We start from the raw sequence: 20,983 nt of genomic DNA, 5'->3' as shown, positions 1-20,983 counted from the left end.
TTAGATGCGGATAGTTTTAATCGTCTCATTCGTCTTTTTTGGTGAATGAAAGAAACTAGTCCGCCTGTGGTTGCTATGCAGACGAAAGCGGTTGGGAATGAGGGTGAGGTGAGGGTATGGTCAGAAAAGCCCGTTGAATGCCCTAAGTTCTTGCGCTTCTATTTTTTTCGAGATATCCCATAAACACCTCAGATCGTGATGCAGAACCGCCAACGCCGCGCGATTGCCACGAAAAACGGGCTTATTTTTCTTGCACCACAGTACGTCTCTCGGACGAGCTGCTTAATCACCCTTTTACCATGTTGTCCATGTAAAGTTTGGGGTAATCTTTACAGAAAGCCAACAGAGAAGCTCATCGAGAACGGAGAGCATTTATATTTAAATATGAGAAAATCCGACTCATGCATAAAATGCAGGTCGGATTTTTCGTTAAGCTAGAGCGTTACCCGTTATTAGACCGAACTTAGCTGAGAAACAAAGGATGCGATGCCCTCGATGGGAATTGATTGAATCTGAAGGAGAAGCTGTTGTTTCTGCTGGGGTGTGCAACTATCGTAGATGCGGGCGGCTTCTGGATTTTCACGCAGAAGCGCACCAAATGCCAAAGCGGAGGAAATATCGTTGTCCATAAAAATTCACCTCTATGTGCAGTATACCGCGCGTTAAGGAAAATTATACCGGCTTAAATTTGCCTTCAGGGACGATGCAATCTGTGGGGACTTAAAAGTGCAGATTATCTGACTAGGATTGAGAATGAGAACCCATTATATTTGCAACTTTGTTCTGTATGGGGAAATGTTTATAAGGAGCGCATTTTCTGTGATGAACTAGCGTCAAATTTTGAATTGCCGTGTGTTTTCGCATTCAGCTCCTTCTATTTTTGGTGGTCCGTTGTGAATGAATTTAATGGACTCTACTATTTGCATTTGCGTTAGAGATGGAGAAGGAAAATGGGGTTTGCATATGTCGGAGAAGGTTTATAGGCCCGCTAAAAAGAATTTTCAAGAAAAAGAAAAATTTTTGGATTTTACTGTTGACAAAGCCACCTTCCTTTGCTATACTAACAATTGTTCTGAGCGACACGGTGTGTTGCGGGACAACGGTTTGAAAGGTTTTAAGTTTTATATTTGGCACAAATAAGGGCTTTTTATTTCTTTTGAGCTAGCAAAAGTTTATATATGCATTCTGGCACATTTGGGGGATTAGCTCAGCTGGGAGAGCGCCTGACTGGCAGTCAGGAGGTCAGCGGTTCGATCCCGCTATTCTCCACCAACTCAAATGAGTGCAACAAAAAACTCACTTCTAAAAGAAGTGAGTTTTTTGTTTTATGCTGCGGTAGAGAGAACGCTTGTGTCGAGACTTCGTATCTTAAAGATGATATACGGATGGCAGCGGCATGCCATGACTCTTCTTGTAAAAACACAATCGACGTTTTGACTGTGTGCCTGCGATGGGAGTACAGCAACATACGTACAATTCATTTGATACGCAGTTGATACCGTAAACCATCTGCTTTATGACGCTTTTTGATCTCGTCGCTATGTATAAAAAACGCGTCTGATTTTTCTCACTGTCAAGACTTTGCTTTACTTTGATTACGACCCGATTTTTACGTGGTCTGTCCTATAATGGAAACTGTTCAGCAAACAAGGTCGTGGTCATCTGATAGTCGGATTCGCTTTCCGCTATTTTCCCCTTGCGTTTTTATACAACCTCTCTGCTGCGAATCTATACTCTGCGTGAAACATTAAAATCCGCGCGGGCGATCCGAAACAGAAAGGTACATTTACAGTTGTGATCAAAACCATCAAAAAGGGGGCGGCGGAATGACCGTAGTATATGTGGACAGCGTATTTGTACTGAATATGCTGGCGGATTATCTGCTGGTGTACGCTGCCGCCCAACTGGCGGGGGCGCGGCTGCGAAGACTTCGCTTTCTTTTGGCGGCGCTGGTGGGAGGAGCCTATGCTGTGGCTGTGTTTCTGCCGGGGCTGGGCTGGATGTCCGCGCCGCCGGTAAAACTTGCGGCAGGCGTTCTGATGGCGCTGGTGGCCTTTGGCGGAGAAACGCGCTTCCTCCGGCTGACGTTGCTGCTGGGGTTGGTGTCCTGCGGCTTTGCCGGGTGCGTACTGGCGCTGGGATTGGCGGCAGGGCGGGGAGTCCCCATGCAAAACGGCGTCTTCTATACAAATGTGGACATGAAGGTGCTGCTGATTTCCGCCGCTTCGGCATATCTGGTTCTGACGGTGGTGTTCCGCGCCAGCGCTCACCGCAGCGGGGCCGGGGGCTTTATGATTCCGGTAACCGTGGGGTTTGCCAGCCGCAGCACGGCGCTGACCGCCCTGTGCGACACCGGTAATACGCTCCGGGACCCGGTGACAGGACGGTCGGTGCTGGTGGCCTCCGCGGAGAAGCTCCAGCCGCTCTGGCCTCCAGAACTGGGTTCGCTGCTGACGCCGTCCGCCCTGCGCACACCTACCGAGGTGATGGAGCGGCTGGCGTCATCCAGTCGGGATGTTGCGCGATTCCGTCTGCTTCCATACAGCGCCGTAGGCGTGGAAAGCGGGCTGTTGTTGGCCGTCCGTGCGGATTGGGCCAGCGTCAACGGAAAGAGGCGGGAACGACTGCTCCTGGCGCTGTCACCCACACCGGTAGGGGACGGCTGCGATGCCCTATGGGGTGAATTGGAAGGATGAAACGCCGCGCCGGAAAAGACGAAAGGAAGGAACGCAACATGCCGCACTGGCTGAAAAAACTTCAAGACCTGCTTCGCCGTTTGGGCCTGCTGCCTCAAACGCCTGTCCACTACATCGGCGGCAGCGATACCCTGCCGCCACCCTTGACCCGGGAGCGGGAGGCAGAACTGTTGTCCTGCATCGGGGAGACTGGCGCGCGTCAGGAACTGATCGAGCACAACCTGCGTTTGGTTGTTTACATTGCCCGCCGCTTCGAGAATACAAAAATCAACATAGAGGATCTCATTTCCATTGGAACTATTGGTTTGATCAAAGCGGTGGAAACCTATAAGCCTGATAAAAATATTAAGCTGGCAACCTATGCCAGCCGTTGTATTGAAAATGAAATTTTGATGTATCTGCGTAAAAACGCGGGCCGAAAAGGGGAGGTTTCCTTTGACGAGCCTTTGAATACGGACTGGGACGGCAACGAGCTGCTTCTCTCCGATGTTTTGGGAACCGACGCGGATGTAGTCATGCGCCCCATTGAGGACGATGTAGACCGCAGTCTTCTTGCCGCTGCCTTAAAGATTCTGTCTCCCCGGGAAAAAGAGATCATCACCCTGCGCTTCGGTCTAAATGGTGGTCAGGAACGTACGCAAAAAGAGGTGGCAGACCATCTGGGGATTTCCCAGTCCTATATTTCCCGCTTGGAAAAGCGTATCATTCAAAGACTCAAAAAGGAGATATTGCGTCTCAGCTGAACACACCGGGAAATGAGGCAGATAAAGGGGATAAAAAGCGCCCGTTTGCATAGCAAACGGGCGCTTTTCTTGCAAAGAATGCAAAAAAACCGCCAGAATACTGACGGTTTATGCAACTACCGGTGCCGCCTGTCGGCGGCGCGATTGCAAAGGAAACTGGACTCCCTCACGAATCCTCCGCCCCCTTCAAGGGAGGGATGATTTGTAGTTTGAAACAAAAAGGCCCCACCCGGCCGTGTAGACCCCGTTATAACCTGCACCTTTACGGACAGGTGGGTTGCCTACAACACGCTTTATTGCTTCCAACTTCCAGCCGCAAACAGCAGCTGGGAGGCCTGCAAACCACGCATTGACGCGGCATCCCGTATAACGAAATGTGGGTTAAAAAAAGGTCTATCACGCACCGCGCAGGGTCGTCAAATTTACTGCAACAGGGAATTTATCAGGTGGTTTCGTCTTCCTCGTCTTCAAACAGCGCTTCCATAAACAGGTCGTATACCGCGTCCAGCTCCTCGTCGGAATCCAACGTGGAGAGAAGCTCTTCGCCGCCGTCTGTCACGGCTTTCAAAATCACCAGCCCGGTGTCCGGGTCCTCTTCGTCGGAGTCCTCCGTTTCAGCGGGGAAGAAAGCCATGTACTTCTGACCGTTGTGCTCCAATGCGTCCACGAATTCCAATTCAATGTCGTTGCCATTCTCGTCGGTGATCGTGACGAATGTGGGGCCGAGATCCTCACTCATGGGAACGCCTCCTTACTGTCAATTGCTTTGGCTATATTGTACCCGCTTCAACCGGGAAATGCAAGCGCGGAAGGCATGGAAATCATGGAAAATCAAAATTTAGAAATTGATAATTTTTGAAATTCTTTAGAATATTTAAAATTTCAGGAACTTTTTACGAAAGAAAAGCGACAATTTAGGTGTTGACATGAATGGTAAAATAAAAGATACTATGGTGCATTATGTGCAGTTATCCCGCTGTGGGAGGCGGGATAACTGAAGCCCCAAATTTTTGGAAAAAGGAGGTGCCCTGCATTGGAACAGCATGGAAGACACGAACAAACGCCTCAGCCCCATGAACACCGACGCCGTCAGAGCACCAAGAGTCATCCCGCAAGTACAGTTTGGTTTGTGGTTCGGACGGTGCTTCTGATTGGAATTTTATCCGGCATCATGATCGGCGGCATTTTCATGTATTATGTGAAGACGACGCTGACTCCGACGCTGGACGTCAACGCGGACGATTACACCATGAATCTCAGTTCCATCATCATGTACGAGGACAAAAACACGGGAAAATGGGACGAGCTCCAAACCATCTACGGCGAAGAAAACCGTATTTGGGTGGACTATGACCAGATCCCGGAGGCCATGTGGAAGGCGGCGGTGGCCATTGAGGACCAGCGCTTCTTTAAGCACCACGGCGTGGACTGGAAGCGGACTGCCGGCGCGACGGCGAATCTCTTCCTACACACCAGCAGTACCTATGGCGGGTCCACCATCACCCAGCAGCTGCTTAAGAACATGACCGGTGACAACGACGGCACGGTAAACCGCAAAGTCCGGGAGATTTTCCGGGCGCTGGAGTTTGAGAAGAAGTATTCCAAGGAGGAAATTCTGGAGCTTTATCTCAACACGATCTATCTGGGCCAGACATGCTATGGCGTTCAGACCGCCGCTCAGTTCTATTTCGGCAAGGATGTCAAAGATCTGTCGGTGGCGGAGTGCGCCAGCATCATCGCCATTACCAACAACCCCTCGCTGTACGGGCCGATGTCAACCGTCGTCATTACAGACAAGGATACCGGAGCGAAAAAGACCGCGCGGGAGATGAACAAGAGCCGGCAGGAAAACATTCTGCGTGAGATGAAGGATCAGGGCTTGATCGACGAAAGTACCTATGATGAGGCCGTGTCCGAGACTCTGCAATTTACCGATGGTTCCGTCTCTGCACAGGAGCTGGTGGCCGCTGACAGCGCCAAAAAGAGCAGCGGCGCCGTCACCGGTGTCAATTCTTATTTCGTGGATCAGGTGATTCTGGACGTCTCCAATGATCTCGCCAAGGAATTGGGCATCACAGCGAAAGAGGCGCGAATCAAGCTATACAACGGGGGCTATACGATCTATTCCACTGTGGACCCACATATTCAGGAAATTGCAGAGTCCGTATACGAGGATCGGTCCAATCTGGATGTGACCTCTTCCAGCGGTCAGCAGCTTCAGTCCGGCATTACCATCGTGGACCCCTCCACCGGCAACGTGGTTGCCATGGTGGGCAAGGTGGGTGTGAAGGACCGGAATCTGGGCTGGAACTACGCCACCGGCAGCCGCCAGTGCGGTTCCGCCATCAAACCGGTCACGGTTTATTCCCCGGCGCTGGATGCGGGGGTCATCACCATGGCTTCCACCTTTGACGATTATCCTGTCCGGCTGCTGAACGACAAGCCATGGCCCAAGAACTCGCCTGTGGGATACAAGGGCTGGACAACGCTGGCAAGCGGCGTTGCCAACTCGGTCAACACGGTGGCGGTGCAGACCGTTGAAAAGCTGGGCGTTTCCAATTCCTTTGCATTTGCCACAGAGAAAATGAATCTTGACTTGGTGGCCGACGATATTAACACTGCATCTATGGGTCTGGGCGGATTGACCAACGGCGTTTCTACTGAGGAGATGGCCGCGGCCTTTGCCGTGTTCCCCAACGGCGGCGTTTATAACTCTCCCCGTCTCTATACCAAGGTGGAGGACGCCGACGGAAACACGATCTTGGATAATGAGACGGACACCCACGTTGCTGTGAAAGAAACTACCGCGTATTTTATGAACGAACTTTTGCAGGGCGTTATGAACGGCGGCACCGCGTCGCGGTACAAGCTATCCGGCATGGCCAGTGCTGGCAAGACCGGTACTACCAGCGATAACTATGACCGCTATTTTGTGGGCTACACCCCCTATTACTGCGCGGCGGTTTGGTGCGGCTATGACAACAACGAGCGCATCAGTTATTCCGGCAACCCCGCCGCCTCCATGTGGAAGAAGGTCATGCAAAAGATTGCGGATGAGCAGGAGAACAAATCCTTTGCCAAGCCCTCCAGCGGCCTTGTCACAGTGTCGGTCTGCGCGGACAGCGGCCTTTTGGCGACAGACGCCTGCGCTGCCGATCTGCGAGGGAGCCGCGTGCGTGAGGTCACTGTGGCGGCTGGAACTGCGCCTGTGGAGAGCTGCAATCTGCATAAGTTCTATGACTACTGTACCGACGGCAAGTGTCTGGCAACAGAGTTCTGCCCCTCAGCCAGCGTGAAGCAGGTGGGACTTCTGGACTACACCCGCACGGATTACGGCCCCAATATTGTAGCCAATGACAACGCTTATCTGATTGGCTCCTTCAGGAAACTTTTGGAGGACGGCACGGTACAGCTGCCGCCTTGCCCAGTCCATACGGACGGCTCGGCGCTGCCTCCCGAAACGGGCGGCGATGCTGTCCATCCCGGAGAGGGAGACTCCGGTGCAACGACGAACCCGCCCGTCAGCGATCCCAACGACGGCTATGGAGGCTCCGGGAATTCCGGCAACACAGGAGGCGGAAACGGCAATACCGGCGGAGAAACCACAACACCGCCTACGCCCACCACGCCGACGGAACCGGAGACTCCCCCAATTACCAACTCAGAGGACTGGTGGAATACGGTATGGGATACCGGGACCTGAGCAATTTAATCAAAACCGCCGCACAGCAGTGCGGCGGTTTTTTCTGTCCGCAACCGAACAAATTTGAAAGCGCCCGCGATTTATGGACATTTCACCCAAAATATTTCCTGTCAGACGGAAAAATTCTGGATTTTTTTTATTGCAACCTGTCGGTTTCTATGGTACACTGAACGAGATGCAAAGACAAATGACCATGGGATGTGGACGGAATGAGCAGAGAGATTAAGTACTATATTGTGGCGGCGGACGCTCTGCCGGAAATTTTTGTCAAGGTAGCAGAGGCCAAACGCATGATGCAAACCGGCGAAGCGGCGACAGTGGGGGCGGCCACCCGCATGGCGGGAATCAGCCGCAGCGCATTTTACAAGTATAAGGACTCCGTGCAGCCTTTCAACGACATGAAGGCGGAGCACATCATCACATTTTATGGGATGCTGAAGGACGCACCCGGCGTTCTGAGCAGCGTACTGTCCGATTTCGCGGATGCGGGAGCCAATATCCTTACCATTAATCAGAGCATCCCCACCAACGGCTGCGCCGCGGTCACAGTGTCGGCGGAGACTTCTGACATGGAGATGACGCTGGAGGCATTTTTGGAGCAAGTCTCCAGAGTCAACGGTGTGGTGCGCTTTGAGATTTTGGCCGGCTGAGGCAATAAACGCGAAAGGATTAACCCATGAGTAAAATTGCAATTTTGGGCCTTGGCACGGTGGGGACCGGCGTCGCCAAGGTGGTGGCGGAAAACGCCCGGCAGATCGAAAAAAAGCTGGGGGAACCGCTGACCGTGAAGTCCATTCTGGTCCGCCATTTTAAGGACGGCCCCTATCGTCAGTTGATGATCGACGATTTTAGCCGTATTGAGCAGGATAATGAAATCCGCGTTGTGGTGGAGGCAATTGGCGGCGTGGATGCGGCCTATACGTATACAAAACGGACGCTGGAGGCGGGGAAGCATGTTGTCACCGCCAACAAGCAATTGGTGGCCGAAAAGGGCTGTGAGCTTTTGGAATTGGCCCGGAAGAAAAACGTAAACTATCTCTTTGAGGCCAGCGTGGGCGGCGGCATTCCCGTGCTGCATCCGCTGACAGAGTGCCTGTGCGCCAACCGGGTGGATGAGATTTACGGTATTTTGAACGGCACAACGAATTACATTCTTACCCGCATGGTTCGCACCGGCGCTTTCTTTTCAGACGCGCTGCGGGAGGCGCAGGCAAAGGGGTATGCCGAGGCGGACCCCACTGCCGATGTGCAGGGGATTGACGCCGGGCGCAAAATTTGTATTCTGGCGGATTTGGCCTTCGGCGCGCAGGTGCGGCCGGAGGATGTCCCCATGGAAGGCATTGCAAAGCTGTCTTTGCGGGATGTGAAAGTGGCGCAGCGGGCGGGTTACCGCATCAAGCTGCTGGGCCGGTGCCTGCGCCTGCCGGGCGGAGGACGGACCGCTTATGTCGCGCCTCATCTGGTGCCTGAAGAGCATCCTCTCGCCAATGTGGAGGATGTGTTCAACGCTGTGGTTGTCAAGGGGAACGCCGTGGGCGAGGTCATGTTTTACGGTAAGGGCGCGGGCGAGCTGCCCACGGCGTCGGCCTGCGTGTCCGACGTTCTTGAGGTTCTGCGCCGCAGTCCCCGGCAGGAGGGAATCGGATGGAGTGCCGATTCCAGCGGTTTTGTCGATCCGGCGGAGATTTCCATGCGCTTCTACTTCCGCATCGAGGGCAGCTTGACAGATGCAGCCATGGCTTTTGGCAAGGTGGAGGTTCTCAGCGAGGATGGCGAGACGGGCTTTTTGACGGACTGCATCACCGGGCGGGAAGCGCTGGAGCAGTCCAAGAGCCTGAATGTGTTGTCCTGTCTGCGGGTCCTTGGCTGAGAGCGGAACCGCGAATCCAGATATCCAAAGAAGAAAGGGTAAACCAATGAGTTTGATCGTGCAGAAATTTGGCGGCAGCTCGGTGAGGAATGCCGAGCGTATCCGCCATGTAGCCAGTATTATCGAAAAGACCTATAAGGCGGGGAACGACGTGATTGTGGTGTTGTCCGCACAGGGCGACACTACCGACGATTTGATTGCAAAGGCGCAGGAGATCAACCCACGCGCCTCACGTCGGGAGATGGACATGCTCATCTCCACAGGTGAACAGATTTCCATTTCCCTCTGCGCCATGGAGTTGGAGCGCCGGGATCTTCGCTGCGTGTCTCTGGCGGGATGGCAGGCGGGGGTGCAGACCTCATCTGTGTACAGCGATGCCCGCATTAAGCGAATTGATTCGGAGCGAATTCAGTCTGAGCTGGATCAGCACCGCATCGTTCTGGTGGCGGGCTTTCAGGGATTGGACCGCGCCGGAAATATCACGACTCTTGGCCGGGGCGGTTCGGATACCAGCGCTGTGGCGCTGGCGGCCACGTTCCACGCGGAGTTGTGCCAAATCTTTACGGATGTGGACGGTGTCTATACCACGGATCCCCGCATTGTTCCAAACGCTAGAAAGATTTCCGAGATTACCTATGACGAAATGTTGGAGCTGGCAAGTCAGGGTGCGCAGGTGCTTCACAACCGCAGCGTGGAACTGGCGAAGAAATTTCATGTCAATTTGGAAGTCGTGTCCAGCTTGGAGGATAAGCCCGGCACGACAGTGAAGGAGGTCACAAAGGTGGAAAAGACGAATATCGCAGGGGTGGCAAAGGATACCAGCATCGCCCGGATCGCTCTGGTGGGCCTGCAGCACAATCCCGGTGTGGCGTTTCAGGTCTTTGATCTGTTGAGCAAGAGCAATATCAACGTGGATGTGATTTTGCAGTCTATTGGCCGTGAGGACACCAAGGATATCACCTTTACCGTCCACAAAAAGGACGTGGAGCAGTCCGTGGAGCTGCTGGAAGAGCACAAGCAGGCGCTGAAGTTTGACCATATCGCAACCGATGAACGGATTGGCAAGGTTTCCATCGTGGGCATGGGCCTGATGAGCAACTGCGGCGTGGCCGCCAAGATGTTTGAGGCGCTGTATGATGCAGGCATCAACATTCAGATGATCAATACCTCTGAGATTCGCGTCTCCGTCCTGCTGGACGAGTCTGAAGTGGATCGGGCTGTCCGCGCGATTCACGGAAAATTTTTCGACGAAACCTGATTTTTGGACAGCGGAACAGGAGACTTGACCGGTTCTGTTCCTGTCTCCCGGAGCATAGAGTCGCAGGGAGGTGAGTCGTCCAATGAAAAATCATTTTGTACATTTTTCGATCCGCTTTTTGGTCGTCCTGTTGGCGGGACTCTTTTTGCTGCTGCTCCGTGCCGCAACGCAAAGCCCCGTATTTGCGGTGCTGATGCCGCAATTTGCGAGTCCGTGGGAGCTGAGCAAGCTGATGTATTGGCCGCTATTGCTGGCTGCGGCCATTCCGCTGCGGGACGGCGGAAAATTTTCGTCCCGCCTGCCTTGGCTGACGGTGGCGCCGGTAACCGCCGTGCTGCTTTTCTGGGCGTTGTCCGCGTTGAAACCGGGGCCTGGTCCGTATCTGGTGGCTTGGGTCGTACTCGCTGCCATCGCGCTGATGCTGGCCCAGCGGGGCGTCCTTGCAAAAGGGGACCGCTCCGTGTGGATGGTGCTGGTGGCAGCTATGGGAATTTTGTACATCGTGTTGACCTTTTTACCGCCGATGATCGGGCCTTTTTTGGACCCCACGGATGTGGCGGCAATGGCGACGATTCCATATTGAAAAATGCGCTGAGGGAAAAGGGACAGCCAGAGGGCGTCCCTTTCCTTTTTCAAAGACAAAAGACACGGGGCTGACCCGTGAAATTACCAAGGAGGAAGAAATTATGAACGCGATCGTAACGGTGGTTGGAGAGGATAAGGTCGGCATTATTGCCGGCGTCTGCACGCTTTTGGCCGAAAACAACGTGAATATTCTGGACATTACGCAGACCATTATGCAGGGGAATTTCACCATGGTCATGGCGGTGGACGTCGGTAAGTGCGGCGTTTCTATCGGTGGGCTGGGCACAAGCCTGAATGCTTTGGGCGAAAAACTGGACATCTCCATCCGCATCCAGCGGGAGGAAATTTTCGACGCCATGCACCGCATTTAAGGGGGCTTGACCATGTTGAATCAAAAAGACATCCTCTCCACAATTGAGATGATCGACCAGCAGCATCTGGACATCCGCACCATTACCATGGGGATCTCACTTCTCAGTTGCTGCGATCCGGACCCAAAGCGGGCCTGTGAAAAGATTTACGATAAAATCACAAGATATGCGGAAAAGCTGGTGAAAACAGGGGAGGACATCGAACGGGAATTCGGAATCCCCATTGTCCACAAGCGTATTTCCGTCACGCCGATGGCTCTCGTAGCCGGGGCCTCTGACACGAAGGACTATGTCCCTTTTGCCCTTGCGATGGATCGGGCCGCAAAGACCTGCGGCATTAATTTCATCGGTGGCTATTCCGCATTGGTGCAAAAAGGGATGACAAAGGCAGATGAAACTCTCATTCGCTCCATTCCGGAGGCACTGGCTACCACGGAATTCGTCTGTTCTTCCGTCAACGTGGGGTCTACCAAGGCGGGAATCAATATGGACGCAGTGGCTCTGATGGGCCGCATCGTGAAGGAGACGGCGGCGAAGACCGCCGCGCAGGACGGCCTTGGCTGCGCGAAGCTGGTGGTATTTTGCAACGCGGTGGAGGACAACCCCTTTATGGCGGGCGCGTTCCACGGCGTGGGCGAGGCGGAGAAGGTCATCAACGTGGGTGTCTCCGGCCCCGGTGTCGTGTGCCAAGCGCTGAAGGCCGTCAAGGGCCAGCCATTTGACGTTGTAGCCGAGACGGTGAAAAAGACCGCGTTCCGGGTGACCCGCATGGGTCAGCTGGTTGCTCAGGAGGCGTCTCGCCGTCTGGACACGCCTTTTGGCATTGTGGATCTCTCCCTTGCGCCGACTCCCGCCATTGGCGACTCCGTTGCCCGGATCCTGGAGGAAATGGGCCTTTCCGTCTGTGGAACCCATGGCACTACGGCGGCGCTGGCCCTTTTAAACGATGCGGTAAAGAAGGGCGGCGTGATGGCCTCATCCTCCGTGGGCGGTCTTTCCGGTGCGTTTATTCCCGTCAGCGAGGACGAGGGTATGATTGCCGCCGCCCGGACCGGGACACTGACCATCGACAAGCTGGAGGCCATGACCTGCGTTTGTTCCGTGGGTCTTGACATGATCGCTGTGCCCGGCGATACCAGTGCGGAGACAATTTCCGCCATTATTGCGGACGAGGCCGCCATTGGTATGGTGAACTGCAAGACCACCGCCGTGCGTCTGCTGCCCGCTCCCGGCAAGAAGGTGGGCGACACCATCGAGATGGGCGGACTGTTGGGTAGTGCGCCGGTGATGCCGGTCCACATGGAGACCAGCGCGGACTTCATCGCCCGCGGCGGGCGCATCCCCGCGCCGCTTCACAGCCTGAAAAACTGAGAGGACGCAAAAAGTGCGGCTGTGCCCGGGTAGCGCGCATAGAAAGAGTGAGATCGGGCAGGAATCCGTGAATCGATAAATACGAGCCACAGCGGCCTATTTCGCCGCTGTGGCTTGTTCTAGTGTGTAATGTAGATTCGCCTTACAAAGATTGGTAAATAACTGTTTTTTGAATCTTAAGGCTCTTTTTCACATCAATAATCCTCTGATTCCGGCTCCCCCGCCAAGGAAGGGCAAGCGACCGCTGTTCCAGCAGGAACGGTCCGTCCACAAGTACGTCGATCTCTTGTAAAAGCGACTGTTGCGCTGCGGTACCCAAAAGCAGCGATTCAAAGAGATAGCCCGTCCAACACCAAACGTCCAGTCCCCGCTGATGGGCAGCGCGGGCCAAAAGGACACAGCCTTCCGCCTGTTCCATCGGCTCCCCGCCGGAGAGGGACAGCCCGTCCGTGAGGGGGTTGCCATCCAGCTGTGACAGCAGTGCATCAAGGAAAACGGTTGAACCGCCGTTTGGATCGTGGGTCTGGGGATTCTGACAGCCGGGGCAGCTATGGGAACAGCCCTGCACAAAAACGGTGAATCGAAGCCCCGGGCCGTCTACAATGGAGTCTTGCACAGTTCCGGCAATTCGAAGCGTTGCCTCAGTGTTCATCGTCCAGCCCGTGCTTTACACGGTCAGCCTCCTCGGCACGCTTGGCGTTGTTGAAGCGGTCCAGCGTTCCAACCAGATATCCAGTGATACGGCGAACTCGCTCAAAGGAGCGACCGTCCGCCTCCGCCCGGCCACAGCCGGGGCAGACATCCTGAATGATGCCGGTGTAACCGCAAGCTGGGTCGTGATCGACTGCGTGGTTAATGGAACCGTACCCGATGCCGCACTTTTTCATATACCGAATGAGCTTTTCAAACGCCTCCGGGTTTTGCGCCGGGTCGCCGTCCACCTCCACATAGCTGATATGGCCGCCATTGGTCAAGGCGTGATAGGGAGCCTCCAAACGAATCTTATTCCATGCGCTGATGGGGAAGTAAACAGGGATATGGAAGCTGTTGGTGTAGTAAGCCCGGTCGGTGATTCCCGGCAAAATGCCGTATCGCTCCTGATCTATTTTCGCGAAACGGCCTGCCAGACCCTCTGCCGGGGTGGCCAGCAGGGAAAAATTTAACGTTTGCTTCTCGGTTTCCGCATCCGTCCGCGCCCTCATGCGGCTGATGATCGCAAGACCAAGCGTCTGGCTCTCCTCGCTTTGCCCGTGGTGCTCTCCGGTGAGTGCCACCAATGCCTCCGCAAGGCCAATGAATCCAATGGACAGTGTTCCATGCTTCAGCACCTCGCGAACCTCGTCACCCGGCTTTAAACAATCACTGTCAAGCCAAACGCCTTGCCCCATAAGAAATGGAAAATTCCGAGCCAGACGGTGGCTTTGAATCTCAAATCTCTCCAAAAGCTGCGCCACACATAGGTCCAGCATTCGGTCCAATCCTGCATAGAATGCGTCCAGATCACCGTGAGCTTCAATAGCCAGCCGGGGCAGGTTGATGGACGTGAAACTCAGGTTGCCCCGCTGATAGGTGATTGCCCGGTCGGGATCATGGACGTTTGTAACCACCCGCGTCCGGCAGCCCATGGTGGCAATTTCTGTCTCCGGGTGTCCCGGCTGGTAGTAGGGGAGGTTGAAGGGCGCGTCCTGAAATATAAAATTGGGAAACAAACGCTTTGCAGAACAACGGCAGGCCAGCTTGAACAAATCATAGTTTGGCTCTCCGGGATTGAAATTGACACCGTCCTTTACGCGGAAAATCTGGATGGGGAAGATGGGTGTTTCACCGCCGCCCAGACCTGCTTCCGTGGCCAGCAGCAGATTTTTAACCGCCATACGCCCTTCTGGCGAGGTATCCATGCCGTAATTTAAAGAGGAGAAGGGAACCTGCGCCCCCGCTCGGGATTCCATAGTGTTCAGATTGTGGAGCAGCGACTCCATGGCCTGGTAAGTGGCCCGCTCTGTCTCAGATTTTGCATGCCGATGGGCAAAAGACTGAAACGCAGCGGCCTGCTGTTCTGAGATGCCATACCGCGCCGACAGCGCAGACCGCTCCAGAGCCAGATAAGCGCCGTCACCCTCCAGAGATGGTGTTAAGCCGGATTCCCTTACAATCTTTGCGGACAAGGACTTTACCGCATCTTCTGCGTCTGCGTCACTCAAGTTTAACTCTATCGCTCGGGCCAGATTTTCCCGGTAGCGCTTCACAAAGGTTTTACGTACGCCCTCAGCCATGCCATAGTCAAAGTTGGCAATGGACTGTCCTCCGTGCTGGTCATTCTGATTGGATTGCAGCGCAATGCAGGCCAGTGCGGAATAGGTGGAGATATCGTTGGGTTCCCGCAGGTGCCCCAGCGTGCCGGAAAAGCCGCCGTGGAACAGTTTCAAAATGTCGATCTGAGTGCAGGTGGTGGTAAAGGTGTAAAAGTCCAGATCGTGGATGTGAATGTCTCCGGCGGCATGGGCTGCGGCAAACTCCGGCTTCAGGACGTATGCTTGAAAGTAAGCCTTAGCACTCTCACTTCCGTATTTTAAAAGGTTCCCCATTGCGGTATCACCGTTGATATTGGCGTTTTCCCGCTTCCAGTCGGAGGTCTTGGCAGAAGACCAAGTGATACCCTCGTAAATTTTCTTCAGCCGCTCTCCCAGCGCCCGTGCCCGTGCCCGTTCACTGCGGTAGAGAATATAGGCCTTGGCGGCCGCAGGATAGTCCTCCTCCATCAGCACCAACTCGACCAGATCCTGAACGTGTTCCACCTCGGGCAGTTCTGCGCCCTCAACTTCCAGAATTGAAGACACCTTTATGGCCAGCCGCTCCGCAATCCCCGCCATGTTTGGCTGATAAGCAGCGTCAAATGCCTTGAGAATGGCAGTGGAGATTTTACGTTGATCGAATGCGACAATGCGGCCATCCCGTTTTTTGATGGACTTGCTACTCATAGGGATTCCTCCTGTTTTTCGGAATCAGGCGCGTGCCATGCAGCGGCCTTTATCGTTCTGTTAAAAATTTTCAATTCTTTCCTAAACGTAGCACGGCAAAGAGCCGGTGTCAAGCTAAAGGGCCCGAAAAAGTAACCCCCGCGCCATAGGCGCGGGGGCTGTGGGACACGTTATGAAAGGTTTGCGCGATTATTTGTTAGCAGCAGGGAGAGGGAGGCGGGCAGTTGTTTCCGCAACCGCAGCCGCAGCCACAGTTGTTGTTGCATCCGCAGTTGTTGTTGCAGCCGCACTCGCAGCCACCCCAATTGCCACCCCAGCCGCCGTTGCCACAGCAGCAGAACAGGATGATGAGGATAATGATCCAGCAGCAGCTGCCGCCACCAAAGAAACCGTTGTTGTTGTTACAGCACATAATGGGACCTCCTATGAAATCGTAGACCGACCGTGCATCAGCCTCAATCCATAGTATGCGGGTCCCGTGCAGGTGTTACGAAATCCGTGGGCCGGAAATAAGCGCTGTTGCAGAAAGATTTTCGGACTCGGTAAAGATCCCTTTGGACAGAAGCGACTGGCGCAGAGTCTGCCCTGTGCTGGAAACTTGAGCGTCCAGCGAGTACCAGGAGATGTAGACCAGCTCCGCCCGCAAAAATGTGTCTCGGGCAAGCATGGCGGACTCTCCGGCGGTCAAGACCCCGGAGCTTACCGCCCGATCCAGCGTCCCAGTGAGGTCTGTGGTACCGGTATTGCTGTATCCCAAGGCGCGCAGCACGAACTCCACATACTGATAGGCGTTTACCTTTTGGCTGGGACGGAACGTCGTTTTCGTATAGCCGTTGGTATAGCCCTTGCTGTATGCGTAGCCGACATACCGCGCCGGTTCGGACCCGGGTGCAATATCGGTGAAGGGTGTGGTTTCGGTATAGGCCAAAGCCTCGTTCTCTTCGCCCAGCAGACGAATGAACATAATGAGAGCCTGCAGCCGGGTGGGGGATACCTCAAGATCAAAGCCGCTGCCGTATCCGGTGAGACTGCCGCGAAACAGGTGAATGTTTTTCAGCGCTGCTGCCATCGCGTTGTAATCCGTGGCGGCGGAATAGGACAGGCTGTAAGGCCCCTGATAGTCCAGCACCGCCGTTTTACCAGCCACCGTGAAGGTCGCCGTGGTGCTCTCTGCCACCAGATAGCGATGTCGGGCGGTCAGAGCGGAACCGGATAGAATTTCCGTACCGGAAGAGACATCCACCACCGCACCTGAGGAAAAGGAGACGGACATACTGCCCGCCAGCGGAAGCACACAGGTGCCGGTGGAGCCGGAGAGTACATCGCCGGATTTCAAGCGAGTCTCCGTCCAAGTGTCCGCGTTGGAGGAACTGGAAACTGGCGCGCCGGATTTCAGCGCGGCCACCTGTTGCTGAACCGTATTTGTAAAAGTACCATTTAAATAGGAGAGGGAGATCAGTGGATCACTGGAACTGCCGCCAGCGGCGGCAGCGTAGTAAATACACGCGCCGGACAGCAATAAAAAGAGCGCGGGGAGCAGCGCCCGTTTTTTCATAGAAACTCCTTTCAGGCGTTCAAAAAAGAAAACTCAGAGATTTGCAATGCGGTAGCTCAGGGTCAGCAAGCTGTCCGCAAAGTGAATGTTTTCAAATTGGACGGTAGGATCGGAACTGGACAGCTCAATATTGGTGAAATTCCAGAAGCCCCGAATGCCCAAGGCAATCAAATGATCGGCCACCTCCTGCGCCACATGCTGGGGGATGGTCAGCGACACCACATCCACCGTGTGAGCACGGATGAAATCGTCCAGTTCGTCCATGGAGCGGATGGGCACGCCGTTGATAGCCGTTCCCACAACAGTAGGGGACACGTCAAAAGCGGCGTCCACCGTAAACCCTGTCTGGGAGAAGGGAAAGTTTTGCAAAAGAGCGTGGCCCAGATTTCCCGCGCCGATCATAATGAGGTGGTGATTTTTGTCCACGCCGAGAATATGGCCGATTTCCGTGCGCAGTTCTTCAACGTTGTAACCGTAACCCTGCTGGCCAAACTCGCCGAAGCAGCTGAAATCCTGCCGAATCTGAGAAGCGGTGATATTCATTTCCTGTCCCAGCGAGTGGGATGAAATGCGCACAACACCGCTGTTGAATAGACTGTTCAGCTGGCGGTAATATCGGGGAAGACGCCGTATCACGGCATCGGAGATGTTTTCTTTTTTCAAGCGGACTCACTCCTTTGACAGCACTTGTTAAATATTTCTCAAATCTTAGTTTAGACCAAAACGGCCATATTGTCAATTTTTTTAACAATCTTTTTTCCAAAAATATTTTTTCGATAGGGGTTTACTTTTTACCACTTTCCTGTTATACTAATTTTTACTGTTCAGCATGTCCTAGAACAGAGATATCTGCGCCCGTAGCTCAGTTGGATAGAGCGTTAGACTCCGACTCTAAAGGCCACTGGTTCGAATCCAGCCGGGCGTACCAAGAAGAACCCCTTGAAACTCAACGGTTTCAAGGGGTTCTTCTTTTTGTCTGCACAAAGCGACAATCACAAATCGTTGTGTTTTAATGGTTTGCACCACGTTTTACAATGGGGAATGTAGTAGAAAGCGGGGGAAAGATTGGGTCCATTTGGATACCATGGCTCGGTGTACTTTCTTAAAAGTGAACAGCTGGACTTGCGCCTCGCAGTCATGAACGTAGATTTTCATGGTGATATCCAGAGATTCGTGTCCGAGAGTGAGACGTTAACTCATGGCAAGGAAACGTAGAAAGGAACAAACTGTGCTTTGAGCGTACAGGGGCAAAAGGTGTAGTAGGTAGATTTTAAATAGCAATGAAACCGCCATGCTGAGGATACATCTCGGCATGGCGGTTTGGCGCATTTAGCCTGCCGACTCATTAATTGTCATTATGGACAGTTTCCATACTCTTAAAGGTTGCAAATCAATTTTCGCATAGAACTTGATGCGCCCCAGACTTGACTAATCTCATCTCTATAAATTTCTCCCCACGTTTTGCATCAATGATTTCTGAGCGGAAAATGAAGACAAGGCTGTCGGCGTTCCTACAAGAGGGATGACAGCCTTGTTTTCAAAAGTTAAAAGGGTTTAACGGTTTAAATTGAGAGCTGTTAAGCGCTGCCGCAAGGAAACCACCCGGCGGCTCTGTGCAGAACATCCCCTTGAAATTCCATGCTCTTAGTGCATTCCCTCCAAAAATGTGGAGTTCTTCATACGGGAGATCACATGATCGATAAACAGATGCGTCACTGCCGAGGGCGTACTGCCTCGTTTCACGGCGATGCCTACCTCACGAAACTGAGTGATGTCCAGTGGAAGTCGGACAATGTGGTAGCGCATGGGGCGGAGAATCAGATCGTGGACAATGCTCATGCCCAGTCCGCACTCCACCATTGCCAGCAGGGCCACGTCTCCCGTTACCTCGTATGTGGTTTTGGGACAGGTGGCGAGGTGATCCAGAAATCGGTTAATCTCATAATCCTGAAGTTCCTTGAGCTTTACGAAACTTTCAAACGGTAGACGGCTCACCGGATAGCACGGTTGATGTACCATTGGATGCTCGGGCGGAAGCACCGCCACTAAAGAGTCCTGAAAGAGATAGGTTGTCTCAAAATTGTTGGAAGTGGGCAAGGCGAGAAAGCCGCAGTCGATCATGCCACGGCGGAGCCAGTCGGAGATTTCGTTATATTCCCCGTTAAAAAGCTGAATTCCAATGTTGGGATACTTCTCGTGAAATGGGCGCAGCACCAACGGGAGAGCACTTGTGGCAAGACTTGTGAAGCAACCCAGCCGCAAAAGTCCCGATTGGACACCGTGAAGCTCGGAAACCGCAAATTTCAGATCCATATAATTTTTTACAATTTCATGCAGTGACGGTAGAAGCTCCTGCCCCTCTGAAGTAATTTCGATGCCCGTGTGGTTCCGAGTAAGCAGCGTGATCTGCCACTCGCTCTCCAAATCGGAAATCATTTTGCTCACGGCGGACTGTGTGTAGCCTAGTTCGTTTGCCGCCTGCGTGATGCTTCCAGTCTCAATCGTACGGAGATAGGCGATGTACTTACGAATGCTCATAAAGTGCCGTTCAACCCCTTTTTAGACATTCCATTTTGGAATTCTTATCAAGAAATTTATTCGCTTTTCTATTTCTTAACAAAACTATACAATAGTTCTCAAGGGATTTCAACTTTCATTGTGCGATTTTCCAATATATTGGCTGCAATCGCATCAACGATTCCGGCAAGATAAAAAAGGAGGAAATGTCATGGTTCGTTATTCATTTATCGGCGCCACCGGGTACGTCTGCGGGGAACTCCTGAGAATGATGGTCAATCACCCTCAGGCCGATCTTGTCAGCGTGCTTGATACGTTTGCGGTGGGGTCTAAAATTCAGGAGTCCCACCCGGCATTGCGAGGGTTCTATGACAAGGAGATTGTAGAACTGAATCCGGAGAACGTCCGTCTGACGGCCCAGCAGAGTGACGTTGTGTTCATTGTCGTGCCCTCCGGCGAGGTGGCGCAGTATGCGGAAATTGTTTTAGCCGAGGGCAAAAAACTCATCGACATTGGCGCTGACATTCGTTTCCGCGATGTAGACGTGTGGGAAAAATGGTACGGCGCAAAGCACCCCAACCCCCAGATGACCCACGACGCCATCTATTGCATTCCCGAGGTTATGCGCGACCTTGCCAAAGGCAAAAGCCTCATTGCAAACCCCGGCTGCTATCCTACCGCCTCCACACTGGGCCTTCAGCCCATGCTGAAGACCGGTCATGTGGTGGAAAACACCATCGTGATCGATTCCAAAAGCGGCTATACCGGCGCGGGCCGCCGTCCGGCGCTGAACAAGCTGCTCACCGAAGCTGAAAATAATTTCTGCGCCTACGGTCTGGGTGGAACTCATCGCCATACTCCCGAGATCGAGCAGAATATCGCCTATATTACCGGCAAGGACCTGATGAAGCCGGAGACTTGGCAGTACATCAATTTCCAGCCCCACCTGCTTCCTCAGGTGCGCGGCATCGAAGTTACCATCTACGCCACGCTGGACCGGGACTACACCAACGACGAGGTCTTCAAGATGTATGACGACTTCTACAAAGATGAACCCTTTGTCATGGTTTTCCCCGCCAACCAGCCTGTGCAAACCAAGTGGGTTTACGGCACCAACCTGTGCGCCATGACCCCGACCTATGACGACCGCACGCACCGCCTGATCGTCAGCTCTGTGATCGACAATATCGGCAAGGGAGCCGCCGGACAGGCCATTCAGAATATGAACCTGATCTGCGGCCTGCCTGAGACTACGGGGCTTCTGGTTCCCCCGATGTATCCCTAAAGCGACGGTGCCCGGCGGTAGCCGCGCGATGCACCACGCGGCTTTATTGCA

At 53.6% G+C, this 20,983-nt stretch carries 18 protein-coding genes, 2 tRNA genes and 1 other RNA gene; 12 read left to right on the top strand and 9 right to left on the bottom strand.

Annotated elements, in window-relative coordinates; translation table 11 throughout:
- Positions 1–452: 452 nt before the first annotated feature.
- A complete protein-coding gene (locus ON16_RS15785) occupies positions 453–629 on the bottom strand; it encodes a hypothetical protein (RefSeq protein WP_158441613.1) in 177 nt (58 codons plus the stop codon).
- Positions 630–1,196: 567 nt separating this feature from the next.
- Here ON16_RS15785 and ON16_RS10190 point away from each other — a divergent pair.
- The 3 genes from ON16_RS10190 to sigE all read left to right on the top strand — a co-directional run bounded on the left by ON16_RS10190 (position 1,197) and on the right by sigE (position 3,439).
- Positions 1,197–1,272: transfer RNA gene (locus tag ON16_RS10190), tRNA-Ala, on the top strand.
- A gap of 554 nt (positions 1,273–1,826) precedes the next feature.
- Positions 1,827–2,696: a sigma-E processing peptidase SpoIIGA gene (locus ON16_RS10185; RefSeq protein WP_040661776.1), complete on the top strand. Its 870-nt coding sequence runs from the start codon at positions 1,827–1,829 to the stop codon at positions 2,694–2,696.
- 38 nt (positions 2,697–2,734) lie between these two features.
- Positions 2,735–3,439 carry an RNA polymerase sporulation sigma factor SigE gene (gene sigE, locus ON16_RS10180; protein WP_040661773.1) on the top strand — a complete coding sequence of 235 codons (705 nt, stop codon included), beginning with the start codon at positions 2,735–2,737 and terminating at the stop codon, positions 3,437–3,439.
- Between the two features lie 218 nt (positions 3,440–3,657).
- On the opposite strand, the gene ssrS is transcribed toward sigE, so the two are convergent.
- Both ssrS and ON16_RS10175 read right to left on the bottom strand, forming a co-directional pair.
- Positions 3,658–3,856: non-coding RNA, 6S RNA (ssrS, locus tag ON16_RS15355), on the bottom strand.
- A 25-nt stretch (positions 3,857–3,881) separates the two neighbouring features.
- The gene (locus tag ON16_RS10175; protein ID WP_040661770.1) at positions 3,882–4,178 is read right to left on the bottom strand and encodes a DUF1292 domain-containing protein; all 297 of its coding nucleotides are present in this window, start codon (positions 4,176–4,178) and stop codon (positions 3,882–3,884) included.
- Positions 4,179–4,472: 294 nt separating this feature from the next.
- Here ON16_RS10175 and ON16_RS10170 point away from each other — a divergent pair, with 294 nt between their 5' ends.
- The 7 genes from ON16_RS10170 to ON16_RS10135 all read left to right on the top strand — a co-directional run bounded on the left by ON16_RS10170 (position 4,473) and on the right by ON16_RS10135 (position 12,597).
- Entirely contained in the window at positions 4,473–7,142 is a 2,670-nt protein-coding gene (locus tag ON16_RS10170) for a transglycosylase domain-containing protein (protein ID WP_144032088.1), read from the top strand.
- Positions 7,143–7,351: 209 nt separating this feature from the next.
- Positions 7,352–7,792 (top strand): ACT domain-containing protein, encoded by a 441-nt coding sequence (locus ON16_RS10160; RefSeq protein ID WP_040661764.1) that lies wholly within the window; start codon positions 7,352–7,354, stop codon positions 7,790–7,792.
- A gap of 26 nt (positions 7,793–7,818) precedes the next feature.
- Positions 7,819–9,012: a homoserine dehydrogenase gene (locus ON16_RS10155; RefSeq protein ID WP_040661761.1), complete on the top strand. Its 1,194-nt coding sequence runs from the start codon at positions 7,819–7,821 to the stop codon at positions 9,010–9,012.
- A 46-nt stretch (positions 9,013–9,058) separates the two neighbouring features.
- Positions 9,059–10,270: an aspartate kinase gene (locus ON16_RS10150; protein ID WP_040661758.1), complete on the top strand. Its 1,212-nt coding sequence runs from the start codon at positions 9,059–9,061 to the stop codon at positions 10,268–10,270.
- An 82-nt stretch (positions 10,271–10,352) separates the two neighbouring features.
- Positions 10,353–10,853 (top strand): hypothetical protein, encoded by a 501-nt coding sequence (locus tag ON16_RS10145; RefSeq protein ID WP_040661755.1) that lies wholly within the window; start codon positions 10,353–10,355, stop codon positions 10,851–10,853.
- A 103-nt stretch (positions 10,854–10,956) separates the two neighbouring features.
- Positions 10,957–11,226 carry an ACT domain-containing protein gene (locus ON16_RS10140; protein WP_040661753.1) on the top strand — a complete coding sequence of 90 codons (270 nt, stop codon included), beginning with the start codon at positions 10,957–10,959 and terminating at the stop codon, positions 11,224–11,226.
- Between the two features lie 12 nt (positions 11,227–11,238).
- Positions 11,239–12,597 (top strand): PFL family protein, encoded by a 1,359-nt coding sequence (locus tag ON16_RS10135; protein ID WP_040661750.1) that lies wholly within the window; start codon positions 11,239–11,241, stop codon positions 12,595–12,597.
- Positions 12,598–12,739: 142 nt separating this feature from the next.
- Here the strand turns inward: ON16_RS10135 and nrdG are convergent, their stop codons facing one another.
- The 5 genes from nrdG to ON16_RS10110 all read right to left on the bottom strand — a co-directional run bounded on the left by nrdG (position 12,740) and on the right by ON16_RS10110 (position 17,793).
- On the bottom strand, positions 12,740–13,249 hold the full coding sequence (nrdG, locus tag ON16_RS10130; protein WP_040661747.1) for an anaerobic ribonucleoside-triphosphate reductase activating protein: 510 nt from the start codon (positions 13,247–13,249) through the stop codon (positions 12,740–12,742).
- Positions 13,239–15,575: an anaerobic ribonucleoside triphosphate reductase gene (locus ON16_RS10125; RefSeq protein WP_040661744.1), complete on the bottom strand. Its 2,337-nt coding sequence runs from the start codon at positions 15,573–15,575 to the stop codon at positions 13,239–13,241. The genes nrdG and ON16_RS10125 overlap by 11 nt, the downstream gene beginning before the upstream one ends.
- 196 nt (positions 15,576–15,771) lie before the next feature.
- Positions 15,772–15,987, bottom strand: a complete 216-nt coding sequence (locus tag ON16_RS10120; protein ID WP_040661741.1) for a hypothetical protein — start codon at positions 15,985–15,987, stop codon at positions 15,772–15,774.
- 75 nt (positions 15,988–16,062) lie between these two features.
- Complete coding sequence (locus ON16_RS10115) at positions 16,063–17,130, bottom strand: S-layer homology domain-containing protein (protein WP_040661737.1); 1,068 nt, start codon at positions 17,128–17,130, stop codon at positions 16,063–16,065.
- Positions 17,131–17,163: 33 nt separating this feature from the next.
- Complete coding sequence (locus tag ON16_RS10110; protein WP_040661734.1) at positions 17,164–17,793, bottom strand: redox-sensing transcriptional repressor Rex; 630 nt, start codon at positions 17,791–17,793, stop codon at positions 17,164–17,166.
- A 188-nt stretch (positions 17,794–17,981) separates the two neighbouring features.
- On the opposite strand from ON16_RS10110, the gene ON16_RS10105 reads away from it, so the two are divergent.
- A tRNA-Arg gene (locus ON16_RS10105) sits at positions 17,982–18,058 on the top strand.
- 716 nt (positions 18,059–18,774) lie between these two features.
- Here ON16_RS10105 and ON16_RS10100 read toward each other — a convergent pair.
- Complete coding sequence (locus ON16_RS10100) at positions 18,775–19,668, bottom strand: LysR family transcriptional regulator (RefSeq protein WP_040661731.1); 894 nt, start codon at positions 19,666–19,668, stop codon at positions 18,775–18,777.
- A gap of 190 nt (positions 19,669–19,858) precedes the next feature.
- Here ON16_RS10100 and argC point away from each other — a divergent pair, with 190 nt between their 5' ends.
- Positions 19,859–20,932, top strand: coding sequence for an N-acetyl-gamma-glutamyl-phosphate reductase (gene argC, locus ON16_RS10095; protein ID WP_040661728.1), 1,074 nt, complete (start codon positions 19,859–19,861; stop codon positions 20,930–20,932).
- Positions 20,933–20,983: the final 51 nt, after the last annotated feature.

Source organism: Oscillibacter ruminantium GH1, assembly GCF_000307265.1.
GTDB classification, from domain to species: Bacteria; Bacillota; Clostridia; order Oscillospirales; family Oscillospiraceae; genus Oscillibacter; species Oscillibacter ruminantium.
The sequence above is the reverse complement of the archived record's forward strand: the minus strand, read 5'-3'. Positions and strand labels throughout refer to the sequence as shown.